We start from the raw sequence: 22,041 nt of genomic DNA, 5'->3' as shown, positions 1-22,041 counted from the left end.
GGCGGTAACGGCGGACGGCCGCGACCCGATGGTGGGTCGACGGCCGCTGCCGCTCCCCGGCATCCCCCGCGCGGTCGTCGACGTGGAGGTGTGCCGTGGACCCGGCGCGACTGCGACTCGCGGCACTGGCCGCCCCGGTGGCGCTCGGCGCCCTGCTCGGCGTGGCCGCGGTGCTCGAACCCGACGAGGCGCGCCTGCCCTCGGTCGGCAGCATCCCGGTGACCACCCGGGCGACGACCGCGCTCCTCACCGGGGTGCCGCACACCACCCCGCCGCCGGCGCCCGCGCAGGCCCGCGCGAACCTCGCGCCGCAGCCGTTGCCGACCGCCGCCCAGACCCGCGACAGCCGCTGACCTGCAGCCTTCCCGAACGGGAAAGGGAAGCATAACCGCAGGTCAGGGAGCCCTCAGTCCTGCGGCGTCGTCCCGGCCGGGGCACCATGGGTGCCATGAAGGTCATCGTGGATTTCGACCGCTGCGAGAGCAACGCGGTCTGCATGGGTGTCGCGCCGGAGGTCTTCGAGGTGCGCGACGACGACTACCTCTACATCCTCGACGAGAACCCGGCCGAGTCGCTGCGGCCGAAGGTCGAGGAGGCGGCACGGAGCTGCCCCAAGGCCGCCATCACGATCGAGGGCTGAGCCCCGGCGGCCGGGGAGGCGCCGGGGGCTCGGCCGGCGCGGGTTGCCGGGTACTCCTCGCGGCGAGCAGGATCGCGGCGACGAGTGCACCGCCTGCGAAGGAGCCGACCGTGACACAGGGCACGACGACCGACGTCTGGACCACCCCGCTCACCCCGCTGGCCTTCCTGGGCCGCTCGGCCGAGGTGTTCGCGGAGTCCACGGCGATCGTCTACGGCGACCGCAGGCACACCTACGCCGAGTTCGCGGCGGAGGCGACCCGGGTGGCGAACGCCCTCGCCGCGTCGGGCGTCGAGCCCGGTGACCGGGTCGCCTACCTGCTGCCGAACATTCCGGAGATGCTCGTCGCGCACTTCGCGGTGCCGCTCGCGGGCGCGGTCCTGATCGCGATCAACACACGGCTGTCGACCGAGGAGGTCCGCTACATCCTGGACCACTCGGCGGCCACGGTGCTGGTCGTCGACGCCGTCCTGTACGAGACGGTCCGCCCGGTCGCCGACGAGCTGGCCACGGTCCGCGAGATCGTCACCGTCGTCGACCCGGCGGCGCCCGGCGACGGCGTCGGCTCCGGGACGAGCTACGCCGACCTGCTCGCCCGCGGCTCGGATGCCCCGCTGCCCTGGACCGTCGGCGACGAGCGCGGCACCATCACGATCAACTACACCTCGGGGACGACCGGCAACCCGAAGGGCGTCGAGTACCACCACCGCGGTGCCTACCTGAACTCCTTCGGCGAGATCGTCCACTCCGGGCACACCGCGGACAGCGTCTACCTGTGGACGCTGCCGATGTTCCACTGCAACGGCTGGTGCACCCCGTGGGCCGTGACCGCGATCGGCGGCACCCACGTCTGCCTGCGCGAGGTCCGCGGCGACCGGATCTGGCAGCTGATCGGCGAGCACGGCGTCACCCATCTCAACGGCGCCCCGACCGTCGTCACGACGATCATGAACGCGCCCGAGGCCGTCACCCTGGACTACCGGCTGACGATCACGACGGCCGGCGCGCCGCCGTCGCCGACGACCATCCTGCAGATGGAGCGGATGGGGTTCCGCATCGTGCACGTGTACGGCCTCACCGAGACCTACGGGCCGTACGCGGTGAATCAGTACCAGCACGCCTGGGACGACCTCGACGGCGAGGAACGCGCCCGGCTCCAGGCCCGCCAGGGGGTCGGCATGGTGTGCGCGGACCGGGTCCGGGTGGTCGACGAGCAGATGGCCGACGTCCCCCGGGACGGCGCCACGATGGGCGAGATCGTGATGCGCGGCAACAACGTCATGAAGGGCTACCACCGCGACGAGGAGAAGACCGCCGAGGCGTTCCGCGGCGGCTGGTTCCACTCCGGCGACCTGGGCGTCGTGCACCCCGACGGCTACGTCGAGCTGCGCGACCGCGCGAAGGACGTGGTCATCTCCGGCGGCGAGAACATCTCCACCGTCGAGGTCGAGCAGGCGATCGTCTCGCACGACGCGGTGCTGGAGGCCGCCGTCGTCGGGGTGCCGGACGAGAAGTGGGGCGAGGTCTGCAAGGCCTTCGCCGTGCTCAAGCCGGGCCGCTCCGCCGAGCCGCAGGAGCTGATCGACCACGTGAAGACGAGGATCGCCCGGTACAAGGCGCCCAAGTACGTCGAGCTGGTCGACGAGCTGCCCAAGACCTCCACCGGCAAGGTCCAGAAGTTCGAGCTGCGCGAGAAGGAGTGGGCCGGCCGCGGGGACTCACGCATCCAGGGTTGACGCATATCGGTTAGCGTTGCTGAACGTGAGCATCGCAACCGAATCGGGCACGACGGACACCACCGCGCCGTCCGCCTTCCGCGTCGCGACCGGCGCGGTGGTCGTGACGACGGCGTCGGTGCTCCCGGTGTTCCTCACCGGTGCCCTGTCGGTGCAGCTCTCGCGCGACCTGGCCTTCGACCCGTCCGGGCTGGGGCTGGTCGTCGCGCTGTACTTCGGGGTCAGCGCGCTGTGCTCGCTGCCGGTCGGCATGGTCGTCGAGCGGGTCGGATCACGGGTGACCAGCCGGATCGCCGTGGTCGGGGCGGCGGTGCTGATGGCGGCCCTGGCGCTGGGCGCGCGGTCCTACCTCGCGCTCGTCGTCCTGCTGCTCTGCGGCGCCTGGTGCAACGTGATGGGCCAGCTGTCGTCGAACCTGACGCTCGCGCGCTCGGTGCCCGCGCACCGGATGGGGCTGTCGTTCGGGGTGAAGCAGGCCGCGATCCCGGCGGCGACGCTGCTGGCCGGGCTGGCCGTCCCCGCGGTGGCGCTGACCGTGGGCTGGCGCTGGGCGTACGGGATCGGCGCGCTGCTGGCGCTGGGCGCACTGTTCGCGTGCCCGCGCACCGACGCCCGCCCGGCGGGTCGCACGGGGTCCGGCGACCGGGCGACGGCCGCGCTCGCGGTGATCGGCGCCGCCTCCGGGCTCGCGGCCGGGACCGCGACCGCGCTCGGCATCTTCCTGGTCGCCTCGGCGGTGGACCGCGGGATCGACCCCGGCCTGGCCGGGCTGATGCTGACCCTCGGCAGCGTGGTGGGGCTGTCGGTGCGGATGCTGCACGGGTGGCTGGCCGACATGCGCTCGGGCGGCCACGTCGCCGTCGTCGCGGCGAGTCTCGCCGCGGGCGCCGGCGGGTTCGGGCTGCTCGCCGTGCCCGGGACGCCCGCGCTGGTCGGCGGGGTGGTGCTGGCGTTCGGGCTGGGCTGGGCCTGGCCGGGGCTGCTGCAGTTCGCCGTGGTGCGGCTCAACCCGTCCGCACCGGCCGCGGCGACGTCGATCGTGCAGGTCGGTGTCTACGCCGGCGGTTTCGCCGGACCGATCGTCTTCGGCTCGCTCGCCACCCACGCGGGCTTCCCGGCCGCGTGGACGGTCAACGCCGGCGTGATGCTGGTGTCGGCGGCGTTGATGCTGGTCGGGCGCCGGATGCTGCTCGCCCACGCGCGCCGCCGGACCGAATCAGGACGCAGGCTGTCAGGGTCGTAGGGCACAGTGGCCCCCGCTCGCACCTTCTGAGGGGGACAACACGATGCCGGACGCGATCCGCGCCACGGGGCTGGTCAAGACCTACGGTTCGCTCCGCGCGCTCGACGGGGTCGACCTGTCGGTGCCGGAGGGGACGGTGCTCGGCCTGCTGGGCCCGAACGGCGCCGGGAAGACCACGGTCGTCCGGGTCCTGACCACACTGCTGACACCGGACGCGGGCGAGGCCACCGTGGCCGGCGTGGACGTGCTGGCCGACCCCGCCGCTGTGCGCAGCCGGATCGGCCTGTCCGGGCAGTACGCGGCGGTCGACGAGTACCTGACCGGCTTCGAGAACCTGGAGATGGTCGGGCGGCTCTACCACCTGGGGCGCCGCCGGGCCCGGGACCGGGCCCGTGAGCTGCTGGCCGACTTCGGCCTGACCGACGCCGCGGACCGTCCGGCCCGGACCTACTCCGGCGGGATGCGCCGCCGGCTCGACCTGGCCGGGGCGCTCGTCGCCGACCCGCCGGTGCTGCTGCTCGACGAGCCGACCACCGGGCTGGACCCGCGCAGCCGCAACGACCTGTGGGACGTGATCCGCGGGCTCGTGGCGCGCGGGACGACGCTGCTGCTCACCACCCAGTACCTGGAGGAGGCCGACGCGCTGGCCGACGAGATCGTGGTCATCGACCACGGCCGGGTCATCGCCCGCGGCACCGCGGACGAGCTCAAGTCGCAGGTCGGCGGGGAGCGCCTGGAGGTCACGACCAGCCTGGCCGACGACCTGGAGCCCACCGCCGCGCTGCTCGCACCGCTCGGCGTGGGTGAGGCCGTGCTGGACCGGCACCGCCGCTCCCTGACGATGCCGGTCAGCGGCGGGGTCGAGGTGCTGCGCGCCGCGCTGGACCGGCTCGCCGAGGCCGGCACCAAGGTCGACGACGCGGGGCTGCGCCGCCCGACGCTCGACGACGTCTTCCTCACCCTGACCGGGCGCCCCGCCGACGAGGCGGACCAGGCCGAGGAGCCGACCCCGTGAACGCCGCCGCCACCATGCTCGCCGACGCCTCCGTCGTCGCGAAGCGCAATCTGATCAAGATCAAGCGGGTCCCGGACCTGCTGGTCTTCACCACCCTGTCCCCGATCATGTTCGTGCTGCTGTTCGCCTACGTCTTCGGCGGCGCGATCGACCCGACCGGCGGCGGGGCCGGGTACCGCGAGTTCCTGATGGCCGGGATCTTTGCCCAGACCGTCATCTTCGGGGCCACGAACACCGGCGCCGGGCTCGCCGAGGACGTCAAGAAGGGCATCATCGAGCGATTCCGCTCGCTGCCGATGTCGTCGTCGGCGGTGCTGACCGGCCGGACCCTGTCCGACGTGGTGAACAACCTGATCGTGCTGGTCGTGATGTCGCTGACCGGGCTGCTGGTCGGCTGGCGCATCCACACCTCGGTCGGCGAGGCGCTCGCCGGGTTCGCGGTGCTGATCGTGTTCGCCTACGCGTTCTCCTGGGTGATGGCGTTCGTCGGGCTGCTGGTGCCGAGCCCGGAGGTCGTGAACAACGCGTCGTTCATCGTGATCTTCCCGGTGACGTTCCTGGCGAACACCTTCGTGCCGCTGAACTCGCTGCCCGGCCCGCTTCGGGTGTTCGCCGAGTGGAACCCGGTCTCGGCGGTCACGGCAGCCGCACGGACCCTGTTCGGCAACGACAGCGCGATCCCGGCCTCGGCGTCCGCCTCGGACGCCTGGCCGTTGCAGCACCCCGTGCTCTACGTGCTGATCTGGTCGGTCGTGATCGTCGCGGTGTTCGCGCCGCTGGCGAGCCGGCAGTACCGGCGGGCCGCGAGCCGCTGACCCCGCTGCCACCGGCCCCACTACGGCCCCCCTGCGGCGGATCGGTTCCGCCGCGGAGGGGGCTGTCGTGACCGTCGCCGGTCTGGTGCTGCTGCTGTCGGCCCCGTCGAAGCGGCGGCCGGCGTCGATCCAGCTGGGGCCGCCGCTGCTGGGCGTGCCGGCTCTCGCGGTGGGGCCGGCGGCCTGACCCCGGACGTGGGGAGGCCCTCCCCGGGCGTCCCCGGGGAGGGCCTCGTCGTCCGTCGGGACGCTCGTCGTGCGTGACCACTCCAGCGACTGCGCGGGCGCATCGCTGTGGAGCGTCCCGGCGTACGGGTGGTGGGTCAGCTGCCGTTGCAGCTCACGACCGCGTAGGGACCCGAGCTGGTCGAGGAGGTGACCTCCTCGCCGTTGCGCAGGATGCGGCAGGTGATCTCGCCGTTCCCACCGGACCCGGACTGCGCCATCAGCGACAGTGGCTGGAAGGTGAGGACGCCGGAGTCGAAGGTGACGTCCTTGGTCCACGGCAGCGAGGTCGCGTTGACCTGCTCCATCCCCATCGTGTCGTCCTTGACGTAGGTGATGTTCCCGGCGGTGCCGGACCCGGTGACCTCGTAGGTGATCACGTCGCCACCGGCGGCCGCGGGCGCCGCCGCGACGGCGTCGGACTCGGACGCGGACACGGCTGGGGCCGCGGTCGGCACGGTCGTCGGCAGACCCGACACCGCGGCGGCGAACACCGACGCGTAGAGGACGCAGACCACGAGCCCGATCGCCGAGAGCACGGTGCCCGCGATCGCGACCCCGCGGTTGTCCGCCCGGCCCCTGCTCGCCCGGACGACACCGAGCACACCGAACAGCAGGCCCAGCAGTACCAGCGGCCAGGCGATCATCCCGATGATCGGGATGAAGGAGAACAGCAGGCCCAGGATCCCGAGCACCAGCGCGGTGACGCCGAACCCGTTGCGCGGGGCGACAGCGGGGACGGCCGGGGCCGCGGTGCGCTGCTGCGGGACACCGCCGCGCCGGGCCGCACTCGGCCAGGGCTGAGCGCCGGTGGCGGCCGGGGCCTGCTGCTGCGGGCTGCGGGCCTGCTGCGGGACCCCGCCCGGGTTGGTGCGGCCGAAGGGCGGCCCGCCGAAGGGGACCTCGGGGTGGCCGTCGTAATAGGGGTTCGGGTTGCCGCCGGAGTGCTGCGGCCGGGGCTGGTGGTGCGGCGCCCAGCCCTGCGGCGCGGCACCGCGCGGGTCCTGCGCGTACTGCTGCTGGTGGCGTCCGGGGCCCTGGGGGCCCCGGTACTGCTGCGGGACACGGTGCGGGCCGGACTGCTGCTGCGGCGGGCCGGAGAGGTCCGGGGCGCCGTGGCGGTTCTGCGGAGTGGTCACGTCACGGCTGTCGCGGCGACGGCGGCCCGCGTATCAGCTGGCCCGCCCTTATCAACAAATGTGAGGACAGGTCCGTTCAGCCGTGCCGGTAGTCGGCCGAACAGGTCAGCCGAGGCGGTCGATCAGGGCCAGCGCGTCGGTCGGTGCGTGGACCTTCGCGTCGTTGTCGAAGTAGCAGACGACGTCGTGCCCGGCGTCGCGCCAGCCGCGGACGCGCTCCGCCCAGCCGTCGAGGGCCTCGGCGGTGTAGCCGCCGCTGTAGAGCTCCCCCTGGCCGTGCAGGCGCAGGTAGACGAGGTCGGCGGTCACCTCGTCGAACACCGGCCAGGTGCCCGCGGAGTCGGACAGCACCAGCGCGACCCCGTGCGCCCGCAGCAGCGCGGTGAACGCCGGGTCCCGGAACGACGGGTGCCGCGGCTCGACCGCGTGCCGCAGCGGGCGGTCGGCGTCGGTCTCGACCAGCGCCCGGCCGTCGAGCCGCTCGTCGTGCCCGGTCGCGGCCCGGGCGGCGGCCGTGGTGCTCGCCGGCAGCAGCTCCAGGAAGCGGGCCAGCCGGTCGGCGTCGAACCGCATCCGGGGCGGCAGCTGCCACAGCACCGGGCCCAGCGCCGGCCCCAGGCCGAGCACGCCGGAAGCGAGGAAGTTCGCGACCGGCACCGCGACGTCGCGCAGCTGCTTGAGGTGCGTCACGAACCGCGGGCCCTTCACCGCGAACACGAACCCGGCCGGGACCTGCTCGGCCCAGGCCCGGTAGTTCTCCGGGCGCTGCAGGGAGTAGAACGACCCGTTGATCTCGATCGAGGTGACCTGCCGGGACAGGTACTCCAGCTCGCGGCGCTGCACCAGTCCGGGCGGGTAGAACGTGCCGCGCCACGGCGGGTAGCGCCACCCCGACGTCCCCACCAGGGCCCGTCCGGGCCGGGTGGCGGATCCGGGGCGCGTCACGTGCCGCCGACCAGCCCGCGCAGCGCGGCCGCCCCGGCGACCGGGTGCGTGACGGGCCCGTCGTGGCCGCCGGGCAGCTCGACGAGCCCGCGGCCGAGCCGGGACGCGAGCACCTCGGCGCAGCGGTGCTCCCAGCGCCCGCGCGACTCGACCCCGCCGGTCGGGACTACCCGGACCCCGCTCGCGGTGATGTCGTCGGGGTCGATGCGGACGGCCCGTACCGCGGGGACGTCGTGGCGCAGGAACCGGCGCAGCGCGGGCTCCGGGTCCCCGGACGGCGGTTCCGGCCGGTAGCCGGGCTCGACGGGGTCGTCGCCCGAGGTCAGCGCGGCCATCAGCCGCAGCGCCCCGCCGAGGTCGTCGCGTGCGGCGAGCGCCTCGACCCGGTCCAGGGCCGCCTCGCGGTCGGCATCGCGGACGAGGCCGGGCAGCGGCGGCTCGTGCGCCACCAGCGTCGTGACCAGGTCCGGGTGGCGCACCGCGAGCAGCAGGCCGATCACCGCCCCGATGCTCACCCCCACGACGGCGGACGGTCCGGTGTCGGCCAGCAGCGCGGCGGCGTCGTCGGCGTGCGCGGTCAGCCCGACCGGGTCCGGCCCGGCCGGGCTGCGACCGACGCCGCGCCGGTCGTAGGTGCGGACCCGGTGGGTGACGGCGAGCTCGCCGACGAGCATCCGGGCCGCGCCGGCCTCGGCCACGCCGCCCTGGACCAGCAGCAGCGGCGGTCCCGATCCGGCCGTCTCGTGGTGCAGTGGCACGGTGCCCTCCCTCGCGGTGCGCGGCCGGATGCGGGACCCGGCGGACGGGGTACGGGCCCGATCATCGCCCGGGCGGCTGCGGTCCCGCCCGTTTGCCAGGATGGACGGCATGCGCACCCGACCGCACCTCCCGTCGTGACCGAGCTCGCCCCGGCGGTGCGCCGGGTCCTGGACTGGCCGGTCGACCACGTGGGCGCGGCCGTCGTCGCCGCCGACGGCACCGTGCTCGCCACCGCGGGCGCCACCGACCGCGAGTTCGGGCTGGCCTCGGTGACCAAGCTGCTCTCGGCCTACGCCGCCCTGGTCGCCGTGGAGGAGGGCGCCGTCGACTGGGACGACGCGGCCGGCCCCGAGGGCGCGACCGTGCGCCACCTGATCGCGCACACCTCGGGTCTGGCGTTCGACACCGACGACGTCCGTGCCGCCCCGGGTGAGCAGCGGATCTACTCGAACACCGGGTTCGCGGTGCTCGCCGGCGCCATCGCCGAGGCGACCGGCATCGGGTTCGCCGAGTACCTGCACGAGGCCGTCTGCGCCCCGCTCGGGATGACGCACACCCGGCTGGAGGGCTCGGCGGGCGCGGGCGCGGTGTCCACCGTCGACGACCTGGCCCGCTTCGCCGCCGAGCTGCAGGCCCCGCAGCTGCTGGACCCGCGCACCGTCGCCGAGGCGACGACCGTCGCCTACCCCGGGCTCGACGGCCTGCTCCCCGGCTACGGACGGCAGAAGCCGAACGACTGGGGCCTGGGCATGGAGATCCGCGACGGCAAGTCCCCGCACTGGACCGGGGAGCACTCGTCACCGCGGACCTTCGGCCACTTCGGGCAGTCCGGCACATTCCTGTGGGTCGACCCGGACGTGCGCGCCGCCGCCGTCGTGCTGACCGACCGCGACTTCGGGCCGTGGGCGGTCCAGGCGTGGACGCCGTGGACGGACGGGGTGCTCGCGGCGCTCGCGACCGGCTGAGGACCGGTCAGGGGCCGACCCGGTCGAAGCCCCAGGAGTGCGGCGGCCGGGCCAGCAGCTCGCCGGGCGGCTCGGGCAGCGTCGTCCCGGCCGGCACCCCGACCGCGATGACGACGACCCGCCCGCCGTCGGCGACGAACAGCTCGTGGCGCTCGGCGCCGGCCAGCGCGACGGCCGCCTGCTCGCGCACGTGGGCGAGGAGCTCGTCGCGCCGGCCGTCGGCGGCGCGGGCCTCCCACATCAGCGTCGGGGTCACGCCCGGCGCTCCGGGACGGTCGGCACGTCGACCGCGGCGGCCACGTCCTGCGCGGTGACCCGGAACCGGGCCGGGTAGTGCGCGGCGTCGCGGACGGCCGGCGGCTCGGTGTCGCGCCAGACGAACCCGCACGCGCCGCAGCGGTGCACGGTCCACACCCCGGGGACCGGGGAGGTCGCGAGCACGGCGGCGCCGTCGGTGGAGCAGCGGGGGCAGGTCATCAGCGGTTCTCCTTCCGGTCGCCGGCGACGAGCCGGCCGAGTCGCTCGACCCAGGCCGCGGTGTCGTCGGGCGGCACCACGCCCTGGGAGTAGTGCCCGCGGTCGTCCGGGGCGGTCGGGGTGGTGGCGTCGATGATCAGCTTGTGGGTGATCCCGGCCGGGTCGGACCCGGGGTCCAGCGGCAGCACCGGCATGTCGGGCAGGGTCACCAGGTCGTGCGCGGGGTGCATCTTGGTCGACAACGCCCACATGACCTGGGGCAGGTCGAACGGGTCCACGGTGTCGTCGACGCAGATCACGACCTTGCAGTAGCCGAGGCCGTGCGGGGTGGTCATGGTCCGCATCCCGACGGCCTTGGCGAAGCCCCCGTAGCGGTTGCGGACCGACACGATCGCGAGCAGCCCGTGGGTGTACATGGCGTTGACCGCGCGCACCTCGGGGAACTCGGCCTGCAGCTGCTTGAGCAGCGGGACGCAGGTGTTCGGCCCGATGAGGTAGTCGCACTCGGTCCACGGCATGCCGATGTAGAGGTGCTCGAAGTAGGGCGTGGTCCGGTAGGACACCCGGTCGATGCGGATCTGCGGCATCCGGCGGCCGCCCGAGTAGTGCCCGGTGAACTCGCCGAACGGGCCCTCGAAGTGCCGCTCGCGGCCCAGGACGACGCCCTCCAGCAGGATCTCGCAGCCCCACGGGACGTCGAGCCCGGTCTCCGGACCGGTGGCGATCGGGCAGGGCGAGCCGCGCAGGGCGCCCGCCATCTCGTACTCGCTGTCGGTGTAGGCGATCGGCATGCCCGCCACCAGCGGGATCGTCGGCTCGTTGCCGAGCGCGATCGCGACCGGCAGGTCCTCGCCACGCTCCTCGGCGCGGCGCAGCTGCAGCGCGATGTCGTGCTGCGGGACGGGCTGCAGACCGAGCGTGCGCGGCCCCTGGACCTCCATCCGGTAGATGCCCAGGTTCTGCTTGCCGAAGGACTCCGGGTCGTCGGGGTCGCGGCTGACGACGGCGGCCTTGTCGATGTAGAAGCCGCCGTCGCCGGCGTTGATGCGGAACAGCGGCAGCAGCGCGAACAGGTCGACCGCCTCCCCGGCGACGGTGTTCTCCGCGAACGGCGGGTCGGCGCGCCGCTCGACCGGGACCGGGAAGGCGTCCCAGCGACGGCCGAACTCCTCGACCTGCTCACGCACCGGGGTCTCCGGCGGCAGCCCGAGCGCGATCGCGTGGTTGGCCCAGGAGCCGTGCGCGTTGAGCACGATGTTCGGGTCGCGGAACCCGGCTACGTCGGTGAACAGCAGCGCGGGGGCGCGGTCGCCGAGCTTCGGGGCGGCGGCACCGGCGGCGCCGAGGTCGGGCTCGGCCTTCACCTCGTCGTCGATACGCAGGAGCTGGCCGTGCCGCTCGAGCTCGGCCAGGTAGTCGCGGAAGGTGTCCATCAGGCGCTCCTCCTCTGACGCGCGGACCCGCCGGTCCAGCGGCGGGCCCGCGGGGCGGGCAGGTCGAACTGGTCGCAGATGCGGGCGACGACGTGGTCCACGACGTCGTCCACCGCGGCCGGGTGGTTGTAGAAGGCGGGCATCGGCGGGACGATCCGCACCCCGGCGCGGCGCAGGGCCAGCATGTTCTCGAGGTGGATCTCCGACAGCGGGGTCTCCCGCGGCACGAGGACCAGCCTCCGGTCCTCCTTGATCGTGACGTCCGCGGCGCGGGCGACGAGCCCGTCGGCGATGCCGTGCCGGATCTGCGCGAGGGTCTTCATCGAGCAGGGGACGACGACCATCCCGTCCGTCCGGAACGAGCCGGAGGAGATCGACGCGGCCTGGTCCCCGAACGGGTGGGCGGTCCCGGCCAGCGCCTCGACCTCGGGCACCGTCCAGCCGGTCTCCTCGACGATCGTCGCCCGCGCCCACTTCGAGAGCACGAGGTGCGTGTCGACCTCGGCGTCGCGCAGCGCCTCCAGCAGGCGGATCCCGAGGATCGCGCCGGTCGCGCCGGTGATTCCCACGACGAGTCGCACCGGACCACCTCCCCGTTAGTTCGTATACTAACTGTTTGCATACGCACTATACTCGCGGCATGTCCGATCGCAACCCGGGTGCCGACGAGGCGGTCGTCCACCTGCTCCGCCGGGTCCTGCAGTCCCACACCGCGACCTGGCAGCAGCGCGTCCCGCAGCTGACCAAGCCGCAGTACGCGATGCTCGACGCACTGCGCCGCCGTCCCGGGATCGACCAGGTCACGCTCGGATCGCTCGCCGCGACCGACAAGGGCACCACCACCGAGCTGCTGCGCCGGATGGAGCGCCACGGCTGGCTGAGTCGCACCCGCTCCGAGACCGACCAGCGACGACGGCTGGTCCACCTCACCGACGAGGGGGAACGCCTGGCCGCCGGGGCCGCGACCGAGGCCCGTGCGCTGGCCGCCGAGTTCCTCGCCCCGCTCGACGACGCCGAGCGGGCCCGGTTGCGCGACCTGCTGGCCCGGCTCGCCGAGACGGGGTCCGACGCCGTTCCCGAGAGGGACGGGAACTGAGCCGGAAACCGTCGCGTGGGGCGGGAATGATCCGGGACCCCCGCCCGTTGGAACGACTGTCCGAGCCGGGCGAACCGAGTCCCCGGGCCGCAATAGATAACCGCCGCCGTGGAATTCCGTTCGGCTGGAGCCGCGGTGCGCCACTCGCCGCGAGGCGACCGGCGTCCGGTTCGGACCCCATACCGCCGATTCCCGAAACCCATTCGACGACGCCTGCGAGGCCGGTCACCATGGTCGGCGCACGCCCGGTCCCGGGCGAGCAGGCAGACTGAACGAACGATGTCCAGCGAACCCGTCCCGTCCTCGACCTCCGCGCAGCCGTCGTCGCACGACCGTCCGCGCCGCCCCCGCCGCCGTTCCGGTACCCGGGGCGACCACCGGCAGCCCGGCGGGACCTCCGGCACCCCGCAGGACACCGCCACCCAGCAGGACACCGTCATCCACCAGGACCAGACCCCATCGGACCTCGCCGCAGCGCAGGCCGCCCCCGGGACGGAGGGCGCCGCGCGCGGCGTCCCGGCCCGCGAGCAGCAGCGCCGCCGCACGTCGACGCAGCGCCGCCGCGGGCCGCGGGGCCGGCGCGCTGCCGTCACGGCGCCCGGCCCCGACCAGCCCGGCCGTCGCGGCCCCGACCGCGACGGCCCGGAGCAGGCGGGCTCCGCCCCGGACAGGAAGACCGACGCCGGCCGCCCGCGCCGTCGCGCCGCCGGCGACGGCCGCGACTCCGCCGAGCCGCCGCTCCCCCCGCTCGACGACGCCGAACTCACCGCCCTGCGCGAGCGCCTCGCCGCGCTCGGACCGACCGAGGGCGAGCGGCTGCGCGGCCGGCTGGACCGGGCCCGCGACGGGCGCGCCCAGCGGCGGGTCGCCGACGCCGTCGCGAAGGCCGAGCACCGCGTGGAACGCCGCCGCGCCGCGCTGCCGCGGATCTCCTACCCCGCGACACTGCCGGTCTCCGCGCGCCGCGAGGAGATCGCCGACGCGATCCGCGACAACCAGGTCGTGATCGTCGCCGGGGAGACCGGATCCGGGAAGACGACACAGCTGCCGAAGATCTGCCTCGAGCTGGGCCGCGGTGTGCACGGGATGATCGGTCACACCCAGCCGCGGCGGCTCGCCGCGCGCACCGTCGCCACCCGGATCGCCGAGGAGCTGGGCGTCGAGCTCGGCGGGGCGGTCGGCTGGAAGGTCCGGTTCACCGACGCCGTCGGCGACTCGACCATGGTCAAGCTGATGACCGACGGCATCCTGCTGGCCGAGCTGGCCGGCGACAAGGACCTGCTGGCCTACGACACGCTGATCATCGACGAGGCGCACGAGCGCAGCCTCAACATCGACTTCATCCTCGGGTACCTGACCCGGCTGCTCCCCCGCCGTCCGGACCTCAAGGTCGTCATCACCTCGGCGACGATCGACCCGGAGCGCTTCGCCCGGCACTTCGGCACGGCCACCGAGGGCAGCGACCCGACCCCGGCCCCGGCCCCGGCCCCGGCCCCGATCGTCGAGGTCTCGGGGCGCACGTTCCCGGTCGAGGTGCGCTACCGCCCCGTCGTCGACCCGGACGACCCGGACGCCGATCCCGACCGGCAGCTGGACGACGCGATCGGCGACGCCGTCGTCGAGCTCCAGCGCGAGGGACCGGGCGACGTACTGGTGTTCCTGCCCGGTGAGCGCGAGATCCGCGAGGCCACCGAGGCCCTGGAGCGGCGCAACCTGCGGAACACCGAGATCCTGCCGCTCTACGCCCGACTGTCGACGGCCGAGCAGCAGCGTGTCTGGGCGCCGCACGCGGGCAACCGGGTCGTGCTGGCCACCAACGTCGCCGAGACCTCGCTGACCGTGCCCGGCGTCCGCTACGTCGTGGACACCGGCACCGCGCGCATCTCGCGCTACTCGCGCCGCCTCAAGGTGCAGCGGCTGCCGATCGAGAAGATCTCCCAGGCCTCGGCGAACCAGCGCTCCGGTCGCTGCGGCCGCACCTCGGACGGCATCGCGATCCGGCTGTACGCCGAGGACGACTTCGACGCCCGCCCCGAGTTCACCGACCCGGAGATCCTGCGGACCAACCTGGCCTCGGTCGTGCTGCAGATGATCGCGCTGGACCTGGGCGAGATCTCGGAGTTCCCGTTCGTCGAGCCGCCGGACCGGCGCGCCGTCGCCGACGGTCTGGACCTGCTGCACGAGCTCGGCGCGCTGCGCCCGGACCGGCGCTCGCTGACCGCGGTCGGACAGTCGCTGGCGCGGCTGCCGGTGGACCCGCGGCTGGGCCGGATGCTCGTGGAGGCGCACCGCAACGGCTGTCTGCGCGAGGTGCTGGTCATCGCCGCCGCGCTGAGCGTGCAGGACCCGCGCGAGCGGCCCACCGAGCAGCGCCAGGCCGCCGACGACAAACACCGCCGCTTCGGTGAGGACGGCTCGGACTTCCTGGCCTACCTGCGGCTGTGGGACCACCTGAACGCCCGCCGCGACGAGCTGTCGGGCAGCCGGTTCCGCCGCGAGCTGCGTGAGGACTTCCTGCACTACCTGCGGGTGCGCGAGTGGTGGGACCTGCACGGCCAGCTCCGCCAGGCCGCCCGCAGCTCCGGCATGGATCTGAACGACCACGACCCCGAGTGGCCGCGGCACGCCGACCGGATCCACCAGTCCGTCCTCGCCGGTCTGCTGTCGCAGATCGGCATGCAGGACCCGCTCGCCGAGAAGGGCACCGGGAAGGGCGCCGGGAAGGGCGCCGGGAAGGGCGCCGGGAAGGAGCGGAAAGGCCCGAAGGACTACCTCGGTGCCCGCGGCGCGAAGTTCGCGATCTGGCCCGGCTCGGGCCTGGCGCGCAAGCCCCCGCGCTGGGTGATGGCCGCCGAACTCGTCGAGACGACGAGATTGTGGGCCCGGACCGTCGCACCGGTCCAGCCGGACTGGATCGAGCCCCTCGCCGGACATCTCGTCAAGAAGACATACTCGGAACCGCGCTGGTCACGTACGCGCGCGTCCGCCGTCGCGACCGAACGGGTCACCCTGCACGGGCTGCCGCTGGTGGCCGACCGCAGCGTCGCCTACGGCCGGATCGACGCCGAGGTGAGCCGCGACCTGTTCCTGCGGCACGCCCTCGTCGAGGGCGACTGGGAGACCCGGCACCGGTTCTTCCATGCCAACCGGGAGCTGCTCGAGGACGTCGAGGAGCTGGAGCACCGGGCGCGGCGCCGCGACCTGGTCGTCGACGAGGACACCCTGTTCGCCTTCTACGACGAGCGCGTCCCCGCCGACGTCGTCTCCGGCAAGCACTTCGACCGGTGGTGGAAGCAGGCCGCGAAGCGCGACCCGGAGCTGCTGACCTACACCGAGGAGATGCTCGCGACCGAGGCCGCGAAGCAGGTCGACCGCGCCCACTACCCCGACCACGTCGAGGCGGGCGGGCTGACGCTGCCGCTGTCCTACGCGTTCGAGCCCGGCCATCACGAGGACGGCGTGACCGTCGACGTGCCGGTGGCGGCACTGAACCAGGTCGACCCGACGCCGTTCACCTGGCAGGTGCCCGGGCTGCGCGAGGAGCTCGTCACCGCGCTGATCCGGACGCTGCCGCGGAACCTGCGGCGCAACTTCTCCCCCGCCCCGGACCACGCGAAGGCGGTGCTGGCCCGGCTGCGCGGCGAGACCGGCCGTCGCCCGCTGCTCGACGTCCTGGAGGACGAGCTCGGCCGGATGCGCGACGTGGAGATCCGGCGCGAGGACTGGGAGCTGGAGCGGCTGCCCGAGCACCTCACGGTGACCTTCCGGGTACTCGACGAGTCCGGTGCCGAGCTGGCCCGCGACACCGACCTGGACCGGCTGCGCCGCGCCCTCGCCCCGAAGGTGCGGGAGGAGCTGGCCGCCGCGGGCAGCGACGTCGAGGCGACCGGGCTGACGTCGTGGACGATCGGCGAGCTCCCCCGCGAGCTGCCGATCCGGCGTGGCGCGCACACGGTCACCGGCTACCCGGGCCTGCGCGACCGCGGCACGAGCGCCGACGTCCGGGTGTACGCGACGGCGCCCGAGCGCGACCCCGCCCACCACCGCGGGGCCCGGCGGCTCCTGCTCCTCAACACCACCCACCCGGGGAAGCAGGTGCAGCGCGGCCTGGACAACCGGGCGCGGCTGGCCCTGTCGCGCAACCCGCACGGCTCGCTCGACGCCCTGCTCGACGACTGCACCACCGCCGCGGCCGATCACCTGATGGCCCGGGGCGGCGGCGACCCGTTCGACGGGGCGCAGTACGCGCGACTCGCGGAGCTGCTGCGGATGCGGCTGCCGTCGACGACGTTGCAGGTCCTCGACGCCGTACGCGGCGTGCTGGAGGTCTGGCACCGGGTCGGCGCGGCGCTGGCGGACCTGCGCGGTCCCGCCACCCGCGACGGCGTCGCCGACGTGACGGCGGTCGTGGGCCGGCTGACCGCGCCGGGCTTCGTCACCGCCGCCGGGGCGACCCGGCTCGGCGACGTGAAGCGCTACCTGCAGGGTTGCGAGCTGCGGCTGGAGAAGCTGCGCGCCGACCCCGACCGCGACGCCCGGTGGACCGCCGAGATCGCGCCGGTCGAGGCGGAGTACCGCGGGCTGCTGGCCGCCCTGCCCGAGCACACGCCGCCGTCGCCCGCGCTGCGCGAGATCGGGTGGATGGTCGAGGAGCTGCGCATCTCGCTGTACGCGCACCCGATGAAGACCCGCCATCCGGTGTCGGTGCAGCGGATCGAGCGGGCGATCGACGCGCTCTGAGGCGTGACCGTCGGGGGTCGCAGGCACACTGCCGCCATGACCGATGCACCCGTTGCCAGGTTCGCACTGTTCGCGCTCGACTGCCCGGACCCGCTGGAGCTCGCCCGGTTCTACTCGGCGATCACCGGCTGGCCGGTCCAGGGGCCGACCGACACCGACCCCGACTGGGTCGAGCTCGACCCGGGCGGCGCGGGCGCGACCCTGGCGTTCCAGCAGATCTCCGAGGGGGAGTTCACCCCGCCGGAGTGGCCCGGGCAGGTGCGGCCCCAGCGCGGGCACGTCGACTTCGACGTGCCCGACCTGGACGCCGGGGAGGCCGCGGTGCTGGCGCTCGGCGCCACCCGGCACGAGGTCCAGCCCGCGCCGGACAGCTTCCGGGTCTTCCTCGACCCGATCGGGCACCCGTTCTGCCTGGTGCGGGCCTGAGTTCCGCCCGGCGGAACCCCGGTGATTCTGTGAGGATCAGGTCTCCGTCGACGGCGAGGGGCCCGCGATCATGACCGCACCGACCACTCCGTACACCGAGCTGGGCGAGGCCCTGGGCACCGACTTCTTCTCGGTGCGCGACCAGTTCACCGACGAGCAGTGGCAGCGCTTCGCCGACACCCGCACGTTCGTCGACGCCGAGGTCCTCCCCGGCATCAACGACTACTGGGAGCGCGCCGAGCTGCCCTGGCACCTGTTCCGGCGCCTCCCCGAGCTCGGGATCGTCGGCGAGGACATCCAGGGCTACGGGGCGGCCGGGATGAGCCCGCTCGCGCTCGGCCTCGTGCACATGGAGCTGCACCGCGGGGACGGCTCGCTCGGCACGTTCCTCGGGGTGCACGCGGGCCTGGCGATGAAGGCGATCGCGATGTGCGGCTCGGAGGAGCAGAAGCAACGCTGGCTGCCGTCGATGTCCACCATGGACAAGTTGGGAGCGTTCGCGCTGACCGAGCCGATGCACGGTTCGGACTCGGTCGCGCTGGAGACCACCGCGACCCGCGACGGCGACCACTGGGTGCTGCGCGGGTCGAAGCGCTGGATCGGCAACGGCAGCGTCGCGGACCTGGTGGTCGTGTGGGCGCGCGACACCGACTCCGGCGAGGTGCTCGGGTTCGTCGTCGAGACCCCGGCGGAGGGCTACGAGGCCACCGTCATCCCGGGCAAGGTGTCGCTGCGGGCACTCTGGCAGGCCGACATCGAGCTGGACGGGGTCCGGGTGCCGGAGGAGAACCGGCTGACCGAGGCGCGGACGTTCGCCGACTGCGCCGCGGTGCTGGCCACCACCCGGGGCACCTGCGCCTGGATGGCACTGGGCCACGCGACCGCCGGCTACGACGCCGCCCTGCGCTACGCGCTGGAGCGCGAGCAGTTCGGCAAGCCGCTGGCGAGCTTCCAGATCGTGCAGCAGCGGCTCGTCGCGATGCTCGCCGACCTGACCGGCATGCAGCTCTACTGCATGCAGTCCGCCCGGCTCGCCGAGGTGGGCAAGCTGTCGCCGACCGTCGCGGGGCTGGCGAAGATGCACAACACCCGGACCGCCCGCAAGATCCTCTCCGAGGCGCGGGACCTGCTCGGCGGCAACGGGATCCTGCTGGAGCACCACGTCGTGCGGCACTGGGCCGACATCGAGGCCATCCACACCTTCGAGGGCACCGAGACGATCCAGACCCTCATCGTGGGCCGGGACGTGACCGGGATCAGCGCGTTCACCTGATCCCGGCGGGCGGGGTCAGGCTGCCAGGTCGCGCGGGCCGGGCGTCTCGCGGCCGAAGCGACGGGCCAGGTCGGCCTCGACGCGGCGGTCCGAGCGGCGCTCCAGCCACCGCCGCCCCCGTGCGGTCCGCGCGACGAGCAGCGACTCGACCAGGTTGCGCAGCACCTGCGACGGCCACATCCACGCCGCGGTCACCGGAAGGTCCAGGTCGCGCAGGCCCTCGGCTCGCAGGAACACCCGCAGCAGCGACAGCAGCCGTCGTCGCTCCCAGGCGCCGCGGAACCGGTCGGCGGGGCCACCGGTCCGCTCGCTGCGCAGCCCCTCGACGAGCGCGCCCGCGAGCAGCGGGCCTGCCGGGGTGACGTCGCCCTGGGCCAGCACGACGTGGTGGTTGAACGCGTTCTGGGCGCGCTCGGTGTCGAACAGCCAGTCGTCGTCGACGCCCATCAGCCACCCGACGTAGCGCCACAGGTGCATGATCGCGTCGCCGTCGGCGCGTGGGACGTGGCGTCCGAGCAGGCGGCAGCCGAGGATCGCGGTGCTGTTGAACAGCCCGAGCGTGGCCGCGGCGTCGGCCTGGTTGATCGGCAGCCCGTGGCCGGCGACGTCGTAGCGGTCGCCCCGCTCGAACCGCTCCGCGACGAGGGCGTGCATGGCGCGCACGTGCAGCGTCGCCGCCCAGCCCGCACCGCCGGGCTCCATCCCGCCGGGACGGCTGACGGCGAACGCCCACGCCTGGGTCTCACCGAGGCGGCGCATCGCGCCGGCGCCGGTGAGCCCACCGGTGCGGACGAGCAGCTCGGTGGGGCCGCCGTAGCGGTAGCCGCCGATCAGCGAGAGTCCCAGCAGCACGTCGTCGCGGCTGCGGCCGAGCCTGCGGTAGGCGCGGGCGCCGCGCTCGAGCAGGTCCCGGTCGAGCCAGTCCGGGTCCGGGGTGACCGCGGCGAGGAAGTCCCGCAGTGCGGGCGGGGCGTCGGCCGGCGCGGCGCCCGCGGCCAGAGCGGTGTGCAACGCCCGCATGGTCACACGGCCGGTCCCGGCGCGGCCCGCCTCGTCGCGGTCGCGTCCCATCGCGCGGGCCAGCGCGGCGCCGGTCTCGTCGCGGGTGAACATCCGGCGGCCGATCTCGGCGAGCAGCGCGGGATCGAGGTCGCGGACCCCGGCGACCAGGCCGAGCGGACGGGCGATGCGCGCCGCACGCTCGGGCGCGCTGCGGAAGCGTCGCGGGGCGACGGGCGGCTCTGCCAGCATGGACCGATGCTGACACGAGCGGATGCTCGCCTTCAACGCGCGTTCCGGGGCGCCCGGTGAGCGGGCGCGGGGCCCGGCGGCGCGAGCCGCGCCAGGAGCGGTCCCGGGCGATGGTGGAGCGGATCGTCGCGGCGGGCCGGGACGTGCTGGTCACCCGTGGGTACGACGGCGCGTCGACGAACCGGATCGCGGCCGCCGCCGGGGTGTCGCCCGGGTCGTTCTACCAGTACTTCCCGGACAAGGACGCGGTGCTGACCGAGGTGCTGGATCGCTACCTCGACGCGATGGAGGCTCGCGTCTCGCGCGCGTTCCTCGACTCGGTCGCCGCGGCCGGGCCGGGGGCGGGCACCGCTCCGGCGGTGCGCGCGACCCTGGAGGCGCTGCTCGACACCTTCGGCGAGGAGCCGGACCTGCTACGGGTGATCGTCGAGCAGCTGCCGCGCTCCCCCGGCGGACGCCGGGCCGCGTTCGCCGGCCGGATCGACGACCTGGTCACCACGGTGCTGCTCACCCGCGGCGCCGGGGACACCGACGCGGCGCGGGCCGCGGCGTGGACGGTCGTGCGGACCGTCGAGCACCTGACCACCGGGTTCGTGCTGGAGCGGCCCGGGTTCGCGCGGGCGGTCGTCGTCGACGAGCTGACCGCGCTGGTCGCGGGCTACCTCGACGCGCGCCTGTCCGGCGGACGGGTGGCGTCGGACGGGCCGTCCTGACCGGTCTCGACCGGGAGCCCGGCCGCGGCCCAGGCGCGGAAGCCGCCGTCGAGGTCGGTGGCCCGGTGCAGCCCGATGTCCTGCAGCGACGCGGCGGCCAGGCTGGAGCTGTAGCCCTCCGAGCAGAACAGCACCCAGGCGACGTCGTGGTCGACGGCCTCGGGGACCCGGGCGTCGGAGGTCGGGTCGAGGCGCCACTCCAGGTGGTTGCGCTCGATCACCAGCGCGCCCGGGATCTGCCCCTCCTCGCGGCGCTGCCACCCCGGCCGGGTGTCGACCAGGTGCGCCCCGGCGGCGGCGAGCTCCGCGGCACGCCGCGGGTCGGGCCGGTCGAGCCGGGCGCGGGCGGCGGCGAGCAGATCGGCGACGGTGCGGCTCATCCGACACCCCGGCCGGGTTCGACGAGCTCGGTGCGGGTGCGGCGCAGCCGCTGGTGGCCGGTGGTGCCCGCGACGTCCTCGACGTCGTAGTAGGACATCGCCGACAGCGGCGGGGAGTAGGCGTGCACGCTCACCGCGGGGTCGTCGGCGGTGTTGGCGACATCGTGCACGTGGCCCAGCGGGAAGCCGGCGCCGCGGCCGTGACGCAGGGTCCGGGTGCGCAGCCCGGACGGCCCGCTCCAGCGGCGCTCGGTCAGCGATCCCGACACCACGGTGAGGGCACCGAGGGAGCCCGCGTGGTCGTGCAGCTCCGCGATCTGCTGCGTGACCCAGCTGATCAGCCAGACGTCGACGAAGCCGTCGCCGCGCAGCAGCCGGTACCAGCGGCGCTCCCGGTCGACGACGACCTCGTGCCGTCCGGAGCGCACCTCGGCGGCGATCTCACGGGTCAGCTCCTGCAGGTCCTCGAGGCCGTACGGGGTGGGCGCGGTGACGGGTCGTGCGTGCGGGACGCGCAGGCGGGCGGGGCGGGACGCGGGCAGGGAGGCAGGCGCGGACACGGTGGTGCTCCAAGGGACGATCGGGCGAGCGTGGTCGGGGGACTCAGCTCGGGCGACAGCCCTGGTCGAAGTGGTCGGCGCGACGGGTGCCCCACAGGGGTCCGAGGGTCGCTGCCTGACTCATGCCGGAGATGGCAACACAGCGGTGGGCACGGTTTCAACCCGCTGTCCGGCCCGCGGGAGGACCCCGGGCGTGTCCGGACAGGTCGG

22 protein-coding genes are annotated in these 22,041 nt (G+C 74.3%); 12 read left to right on the top strand and 10 right to left on the bottom strand.

Annotated elements, in window-relative coordinates:
• The first annotated feature begins 95 nt into the window (after positions 1-95).
• From ATL51_RS19060 to ATL51_RS19035, 6 genes are all read left to right on the top strand, one after another.
• A complete protein-coding gene (locus ATL51_RS19060) occupies positions 96-353 on the top strand; it encodes a hypothetical protein (RefSeq protein ID WP_100879420.1) in 258 nt (85 codons plus the stop codon).
• 95 nt (positions 354-448) lie between these two features.
• The gene (locus ATL51_RS19055; RefSeq protein ID WP_062399810.1) at positions 449-640 is read left to right on the top strand and encodes a ferredoxin; all 192 of its coding nucleotides are present in this window, start codon (positions 449-451) and stop codon (positions 638-640) included.
• A gap of 110 nt (positions 641-750) precedes the next feature.
• Complete coding sequence (locus ATL51_RS19050) at positions 751-2,376, top strand: long-chain-fatty-acid--CoA ligase (RefSeq protein ID WP_100879419.1); 1,626 nt, start codon at positions 751-753, stop codon at positions 2,374-2,376.
• A 25-nt stretch (positions 2,377-2,401) separates the two neighbouring features.
• A complete protein-coding gene (locus tag ATL51_RS19045; protein WP_301549090.1) occupies positions 2,402-3,619 on the top strand; it encodes an MFS transporter in 1,218 nt (405 codons plus the stop codon).
• Positions 3,620-3,662: 43 nt separating this feature from the next.
• Entirely contained in the window at positions 3,663-4,634 is a 972-nt protein-coding gene (locus ATL51_RS19040) for an ATP-binding cassette domain-containing protein (RefSeq protein ID WP_073577899.1), read from the top strand.
• Positions 4,631-5,449, top strand: a complete 819-nt coding sequence (locus tag ATL51_RS19035) for an ABC transporter permease (RefSeq protein WP_392567376.1) — start codon at positions 4,631-4,633, stop codon at positions 5,447-5,449. The genes ATL51_RS19040 and ATL51_RS19035 overlap by 4 nt, the downstream gene beginning before the upstream one ends.
• A 323-nt stretch (positions 5,450-5,772) precedes the next feature.
• On the opposite strand, the gene ATL51_RS19030 is transcribed toward ATL51_RS19035, so the two are convergent.
• The 3 genes from ATL51_RS19030 to ATL51_RS19020 all read right to left on the bottom strand — a co-directional run bounded on the left by ATL51_RS19030 (position 5,773) and on the right by ATL51_RS19020 (position 8,516).
• The gene (locus tag ATL51_RS19030; RefSeq protein WP_100879417.1) at positions 5,773-6,813 is read right to left on the bottom strand and encodes an MmpS family transport accessory protein; all 1,041 of its coding nucleotides are present in this window, start codon (positions 6,811-6,813) and stop codon (positions 5,773-5,775) included.
• Positions 6,814-6,918: 105 nt separating this feature from the next.
• Positions 6,919-7,758 (bottom strand): DUF72 domain-containing protein, encoded by an 840-nt coding sequence (locus tag ATL51_RS19025; RefSeq protein WP_301549089.1) that lies wholly within the window; start codon positions 7,756-7,758, stop codon positions 6,919-6,921.
• The gene (locus tag ATL51_RS19020) at positions 7,755-8,516 is read right to left on the bottom strand and encodes an alpha/beta fold hydrolase (RefSeq protein ID WP_301549088.1); all 762 of its coding nucleotides are present in this window, start codon (positions 8,514-8,516) and stop codon (positions 7,755-7,757) included. The genes ATL51_RS19025 and ATL51_RS19020 overlap by 4 nt, the downstream gene beginning before the upstream one ends.
• Before the next feature lie 135 nt (positions 8,517-8,651).
• On the opposite strand from ATL51_RS19020, the gene ATL51_RS19015 reads away from it, so the two are divergent.
• Positions 8,652-9,482, top strand: coding sequence for a serine hydrolase domain-containing protein (locus tag ATL51_RS19015; protein ID WP_073577902.1), 831 nt, complete (start codon positions 8,652-8,654; stop codon positions 9,480-9,482).
• 7 nt (positions 9,483-9,489) lie between these two features.
• Here the strand turns inward: ATL51_RS19015 and ATL51_RS19010 are convergent, their stop codons facing one another.
• From ATL51_RS19010 to ATL51_RS18995, 4 genes are read right to left on the bottom strand one after another with little or no spacing between them, the layout of a single operon-like run.
• A complete protein-coding gene (locus tag ATL51_RS19010) occupies positions 9,490-9,738 on the bottom strand; it encodes a hypothetical protein (RefSeq protein WP_100879414.1) in 249 nt (82 codons plus the stop codon).
• Positions 9,735-9,959, bottom strand: a complete 225-nt coding sequence (locus tag ATL51_RS19005) for a non-oxidative hydroxyarylic acid decarboxylases subunit D (protein WP_100879413.1) — start codon at positions 9,957-9,959, stop codon at positions 9,735-9,737. The genes ATL51_RS19010 and ATL51_RS19005 overlap by 4 nt, the downstream gene beginning before the upstream one ends.
• The gene (locus ATL51_RS19000) at positions 9,959-11,392 is read right to left on the bottom strand and encodes a non-oxidative hydroxyarylic acid decarboxylases subunit C (RefSeq protein ID WP_100879412.1); all 1,434 of its coding nucleotides are present in this window, start codon (positions 11,390-11,392) and stop codon (positions 9,959-9,961) included. The genes ATL51_RS19005 and ATL51_RS19000 overlap by 1 nt, the downstream gene beginning before the upstream one ends.
• Entirely contained in the window at positions 11,392-11,973 is a 582-nt protein-coding gene (locus tag ATL51_RS18995; protein WP_073577906.1) for a UbiX family flavin prenyltransferase, read from the bottom strand. The genes ATL51_RS19000 and ATL51_RS18995 overlap by 1 nt, the downstream gene beginning before the upstream one ends.
• Positions 11,974-12,032: 59 nt before the next feature.
• Between ATL51_RS18995 and ATL51_RS18990 the strand changes: the two genes are divergently transcribed.
• The 4 genes from ATL51_RS18990 to ATL51_RS18975 all read left to right on the top strand — a co-directional run bounded on the left by ATL51_RS18990 (position 12,033) and on the right by ATL51_RS18975 (position 18,927).
• Positions 12,033-12,488, top strand: coding sequence for a MarR family winged helix-turn-helix transcriptional regulator (locus tag ATL51_RS18990; protein WP_100879411.1), 456 nt, complete (start codon positions 12,033-12,035; stop codon positions 12,486-12,488).
• Positions 12,489-12,767: 279 nt separating this feature from the next.
• On the top strand, positions 12,768-17,228 hold the full coding sequence (gene hrpA, locus ATL51_RS18985; RefSeq protein ID WP_167410019.1) for an ATP-dependent RNA helicase HrpA: 4,461 nt from the start codon (positions 12,768-12,770) through the stop codon (positions 17,226-17,228).
• A 36-nt stretch (positions 17,229-17,264) separates the two neighbouring features.
• A complete protein-coding gene (locus ATL51_RS18980; protein WP_073577908.1) occupies positions 17,265-17,654 on the top strand; it encodes a VOC family protein in 390 nt (129 codons plus the stop codon).
• Between the two features lie 70 nt (positions 17,655-17,724).
• Positions 17,725-18,927 (top strand): acyl-CoA dehydrogenase family protein, encoded by a 1,203-nt coding sequence (locus ATL51_RS18975; RefSeq protein WP_100879410.1) that lies wholly within the window; start codon positions 17,725-17,727, stop codon positions 18,925-18,927.
• Between the two features lie 15 nt (positions 18,928-18,942).
• Here the strand turns inward: ATL51_RS18975 and ATL51_RS18970 are convergent, their stop codons facing one another.
• Complete coding sequence (locus tag ATL51_RS18970) at positions 18,943-20,178, bottom strand: oxygenase MpaB family protein (RefSeq protein WP_100879409.1); 1,236 nt, start codon at positions 20,176-20,178, stop codon at positions 18,943-18,945.
• Positions 20,179-20,234: 56 nt separating this feature from the next.
• Here ATL51_RS18970 and ATL51_RS18965 point away from each other — a divergent pair, with 56 nt between their 5' ends.
• On the top strand, positions 20,235-20,891 hold the full coding sequence (locus ATL51_RS18965; protein WP_208623031.1) for a TetR/AcrR family transcriptional regulator: 657 nt from the start codon (positions 20,235-20,237) through the stop codon (positions 20,889-20,891).
• Here ATL51_RS18965 and ATL51_RS18960 read toward each other — a convergent pair.
• Positions 20,837-21,271 (bottom strand): rhodanese-like domain-containing protein, encoded by a 435-nt coding sequence (locus ATL51_RS18960; RefSeq protein ID WP_100879408.1) that lies wholly within the window; start codon positions 21,269-21,271, stop codon positions 20,837-20,839. The two genes, ATL51_RS18965 and ATL51_RS18960, sit on opposite strands and share 55 nt — an antisense overlap.
• Positions 21,268-21,831 carry a cysteine dioxygenase gene (locus ATL51_RS18955; RefSeq protein WP_301549087.1) on the bottom strand — a complete coding sequence of 188 codons (564 nt, stop codon included), beginning with the start codon at positions 21,829-21,831 and terminating at the stop codon, positions 21,268-21,270. Before ATL51_RS18955 ends, ATL51_RS18960 begins: the two co-directional genes overlap by 4 nt.
• Positions 21,832-22,041 lie beyond the last annotated feature (210 nt).

Source organism: Pseudonocardia alni (genome assembly GCF_002813375.1).
Lineage (GTDB): Bacteria > Actinomycetota > Actinomycetes > Mycobacteriales > Pseudonocardiaceae > Pseudonocardia > Pseudonocardia alni.
This window is presented reverse-complemented; position numbering and strand designations above follow the sequence as displayed.

Excerpts from the sequence above, each read along its gene's own strand:
- ATL51_RS19000 (WP_100879412.1), bottom strand. The coding sequence starts at position 11,392 with ATGGACACCTTCCGCGACTACCTGGCCGAGCTCGAGCGGCACGGCCAG.
- ATL51_RS18980 (WP_073577908.1), top strand. The coding sequence starts at position 17,265 with ATGACCGATGCACCCGTTGCCAGGTTCGCACTGTTCGCGCTCGACTGC.
- ATL51_RS18970 (WP_100879409.1), bottom strand. The coding sequence starts at position 20,178 with ATGCTGGCAGAGCCGCCCGTCGCCCCGCGACGCTTCCGCAGCGCGCCC.
- hrpA (WP_167410019.1), top strand. The coding sequence starts at position 12,768 with ATGTCCAGCGAACCCGTCCCGTCCTCGACCTCCGCGCAGCCGTCGTCG.
- ATL51_RS18975 (WP_100879410.1), top strand. The coding sequence starts at position 17,725 with ATGACCGCACCGACCACTCCGTACACCGAGCTGGGCGAGGCCCTGGGC.
- ATL51_RS19055 (WP_062399810.1), top strand. The coding sequence starts at position 449 with ATGAAGGTCATCGTGGATTTCGACCGCTGCGAGAGCAACGCGGTCTGC.
- ATL51_RS18960 (WP_100879408.1), bottom strand. The coding sequence starts at position 21,271 with ATGAGCCGCACCGTCGCCGATCTGCTCGCCGCCGCCCGCGCCCGGCTC.
- ATL51_RS19040 (WP_073577899.1), top strand. The coding sequence starts at position 3,663 with ATGCCGGACGCGATCCGCGCCACGGGGCTGGTCAAGACCTACGGTTCG.
- ATL51_RS18990 (WP_100879411.1), top strand. The coding sequence starts at position 12,033 with ATGTCCGATCGCAACCCGGGTGCCGACGAGGCGGTCGTCCACCTGCTC.
- ATL51_RS19005 (WP_100879413.1), bottom strand. The coding sequence starts at position 9,959 with ATGACCTGCCCCCGCTGCTCCACCGACGGCGCCGCCGTGCTCGCGACC.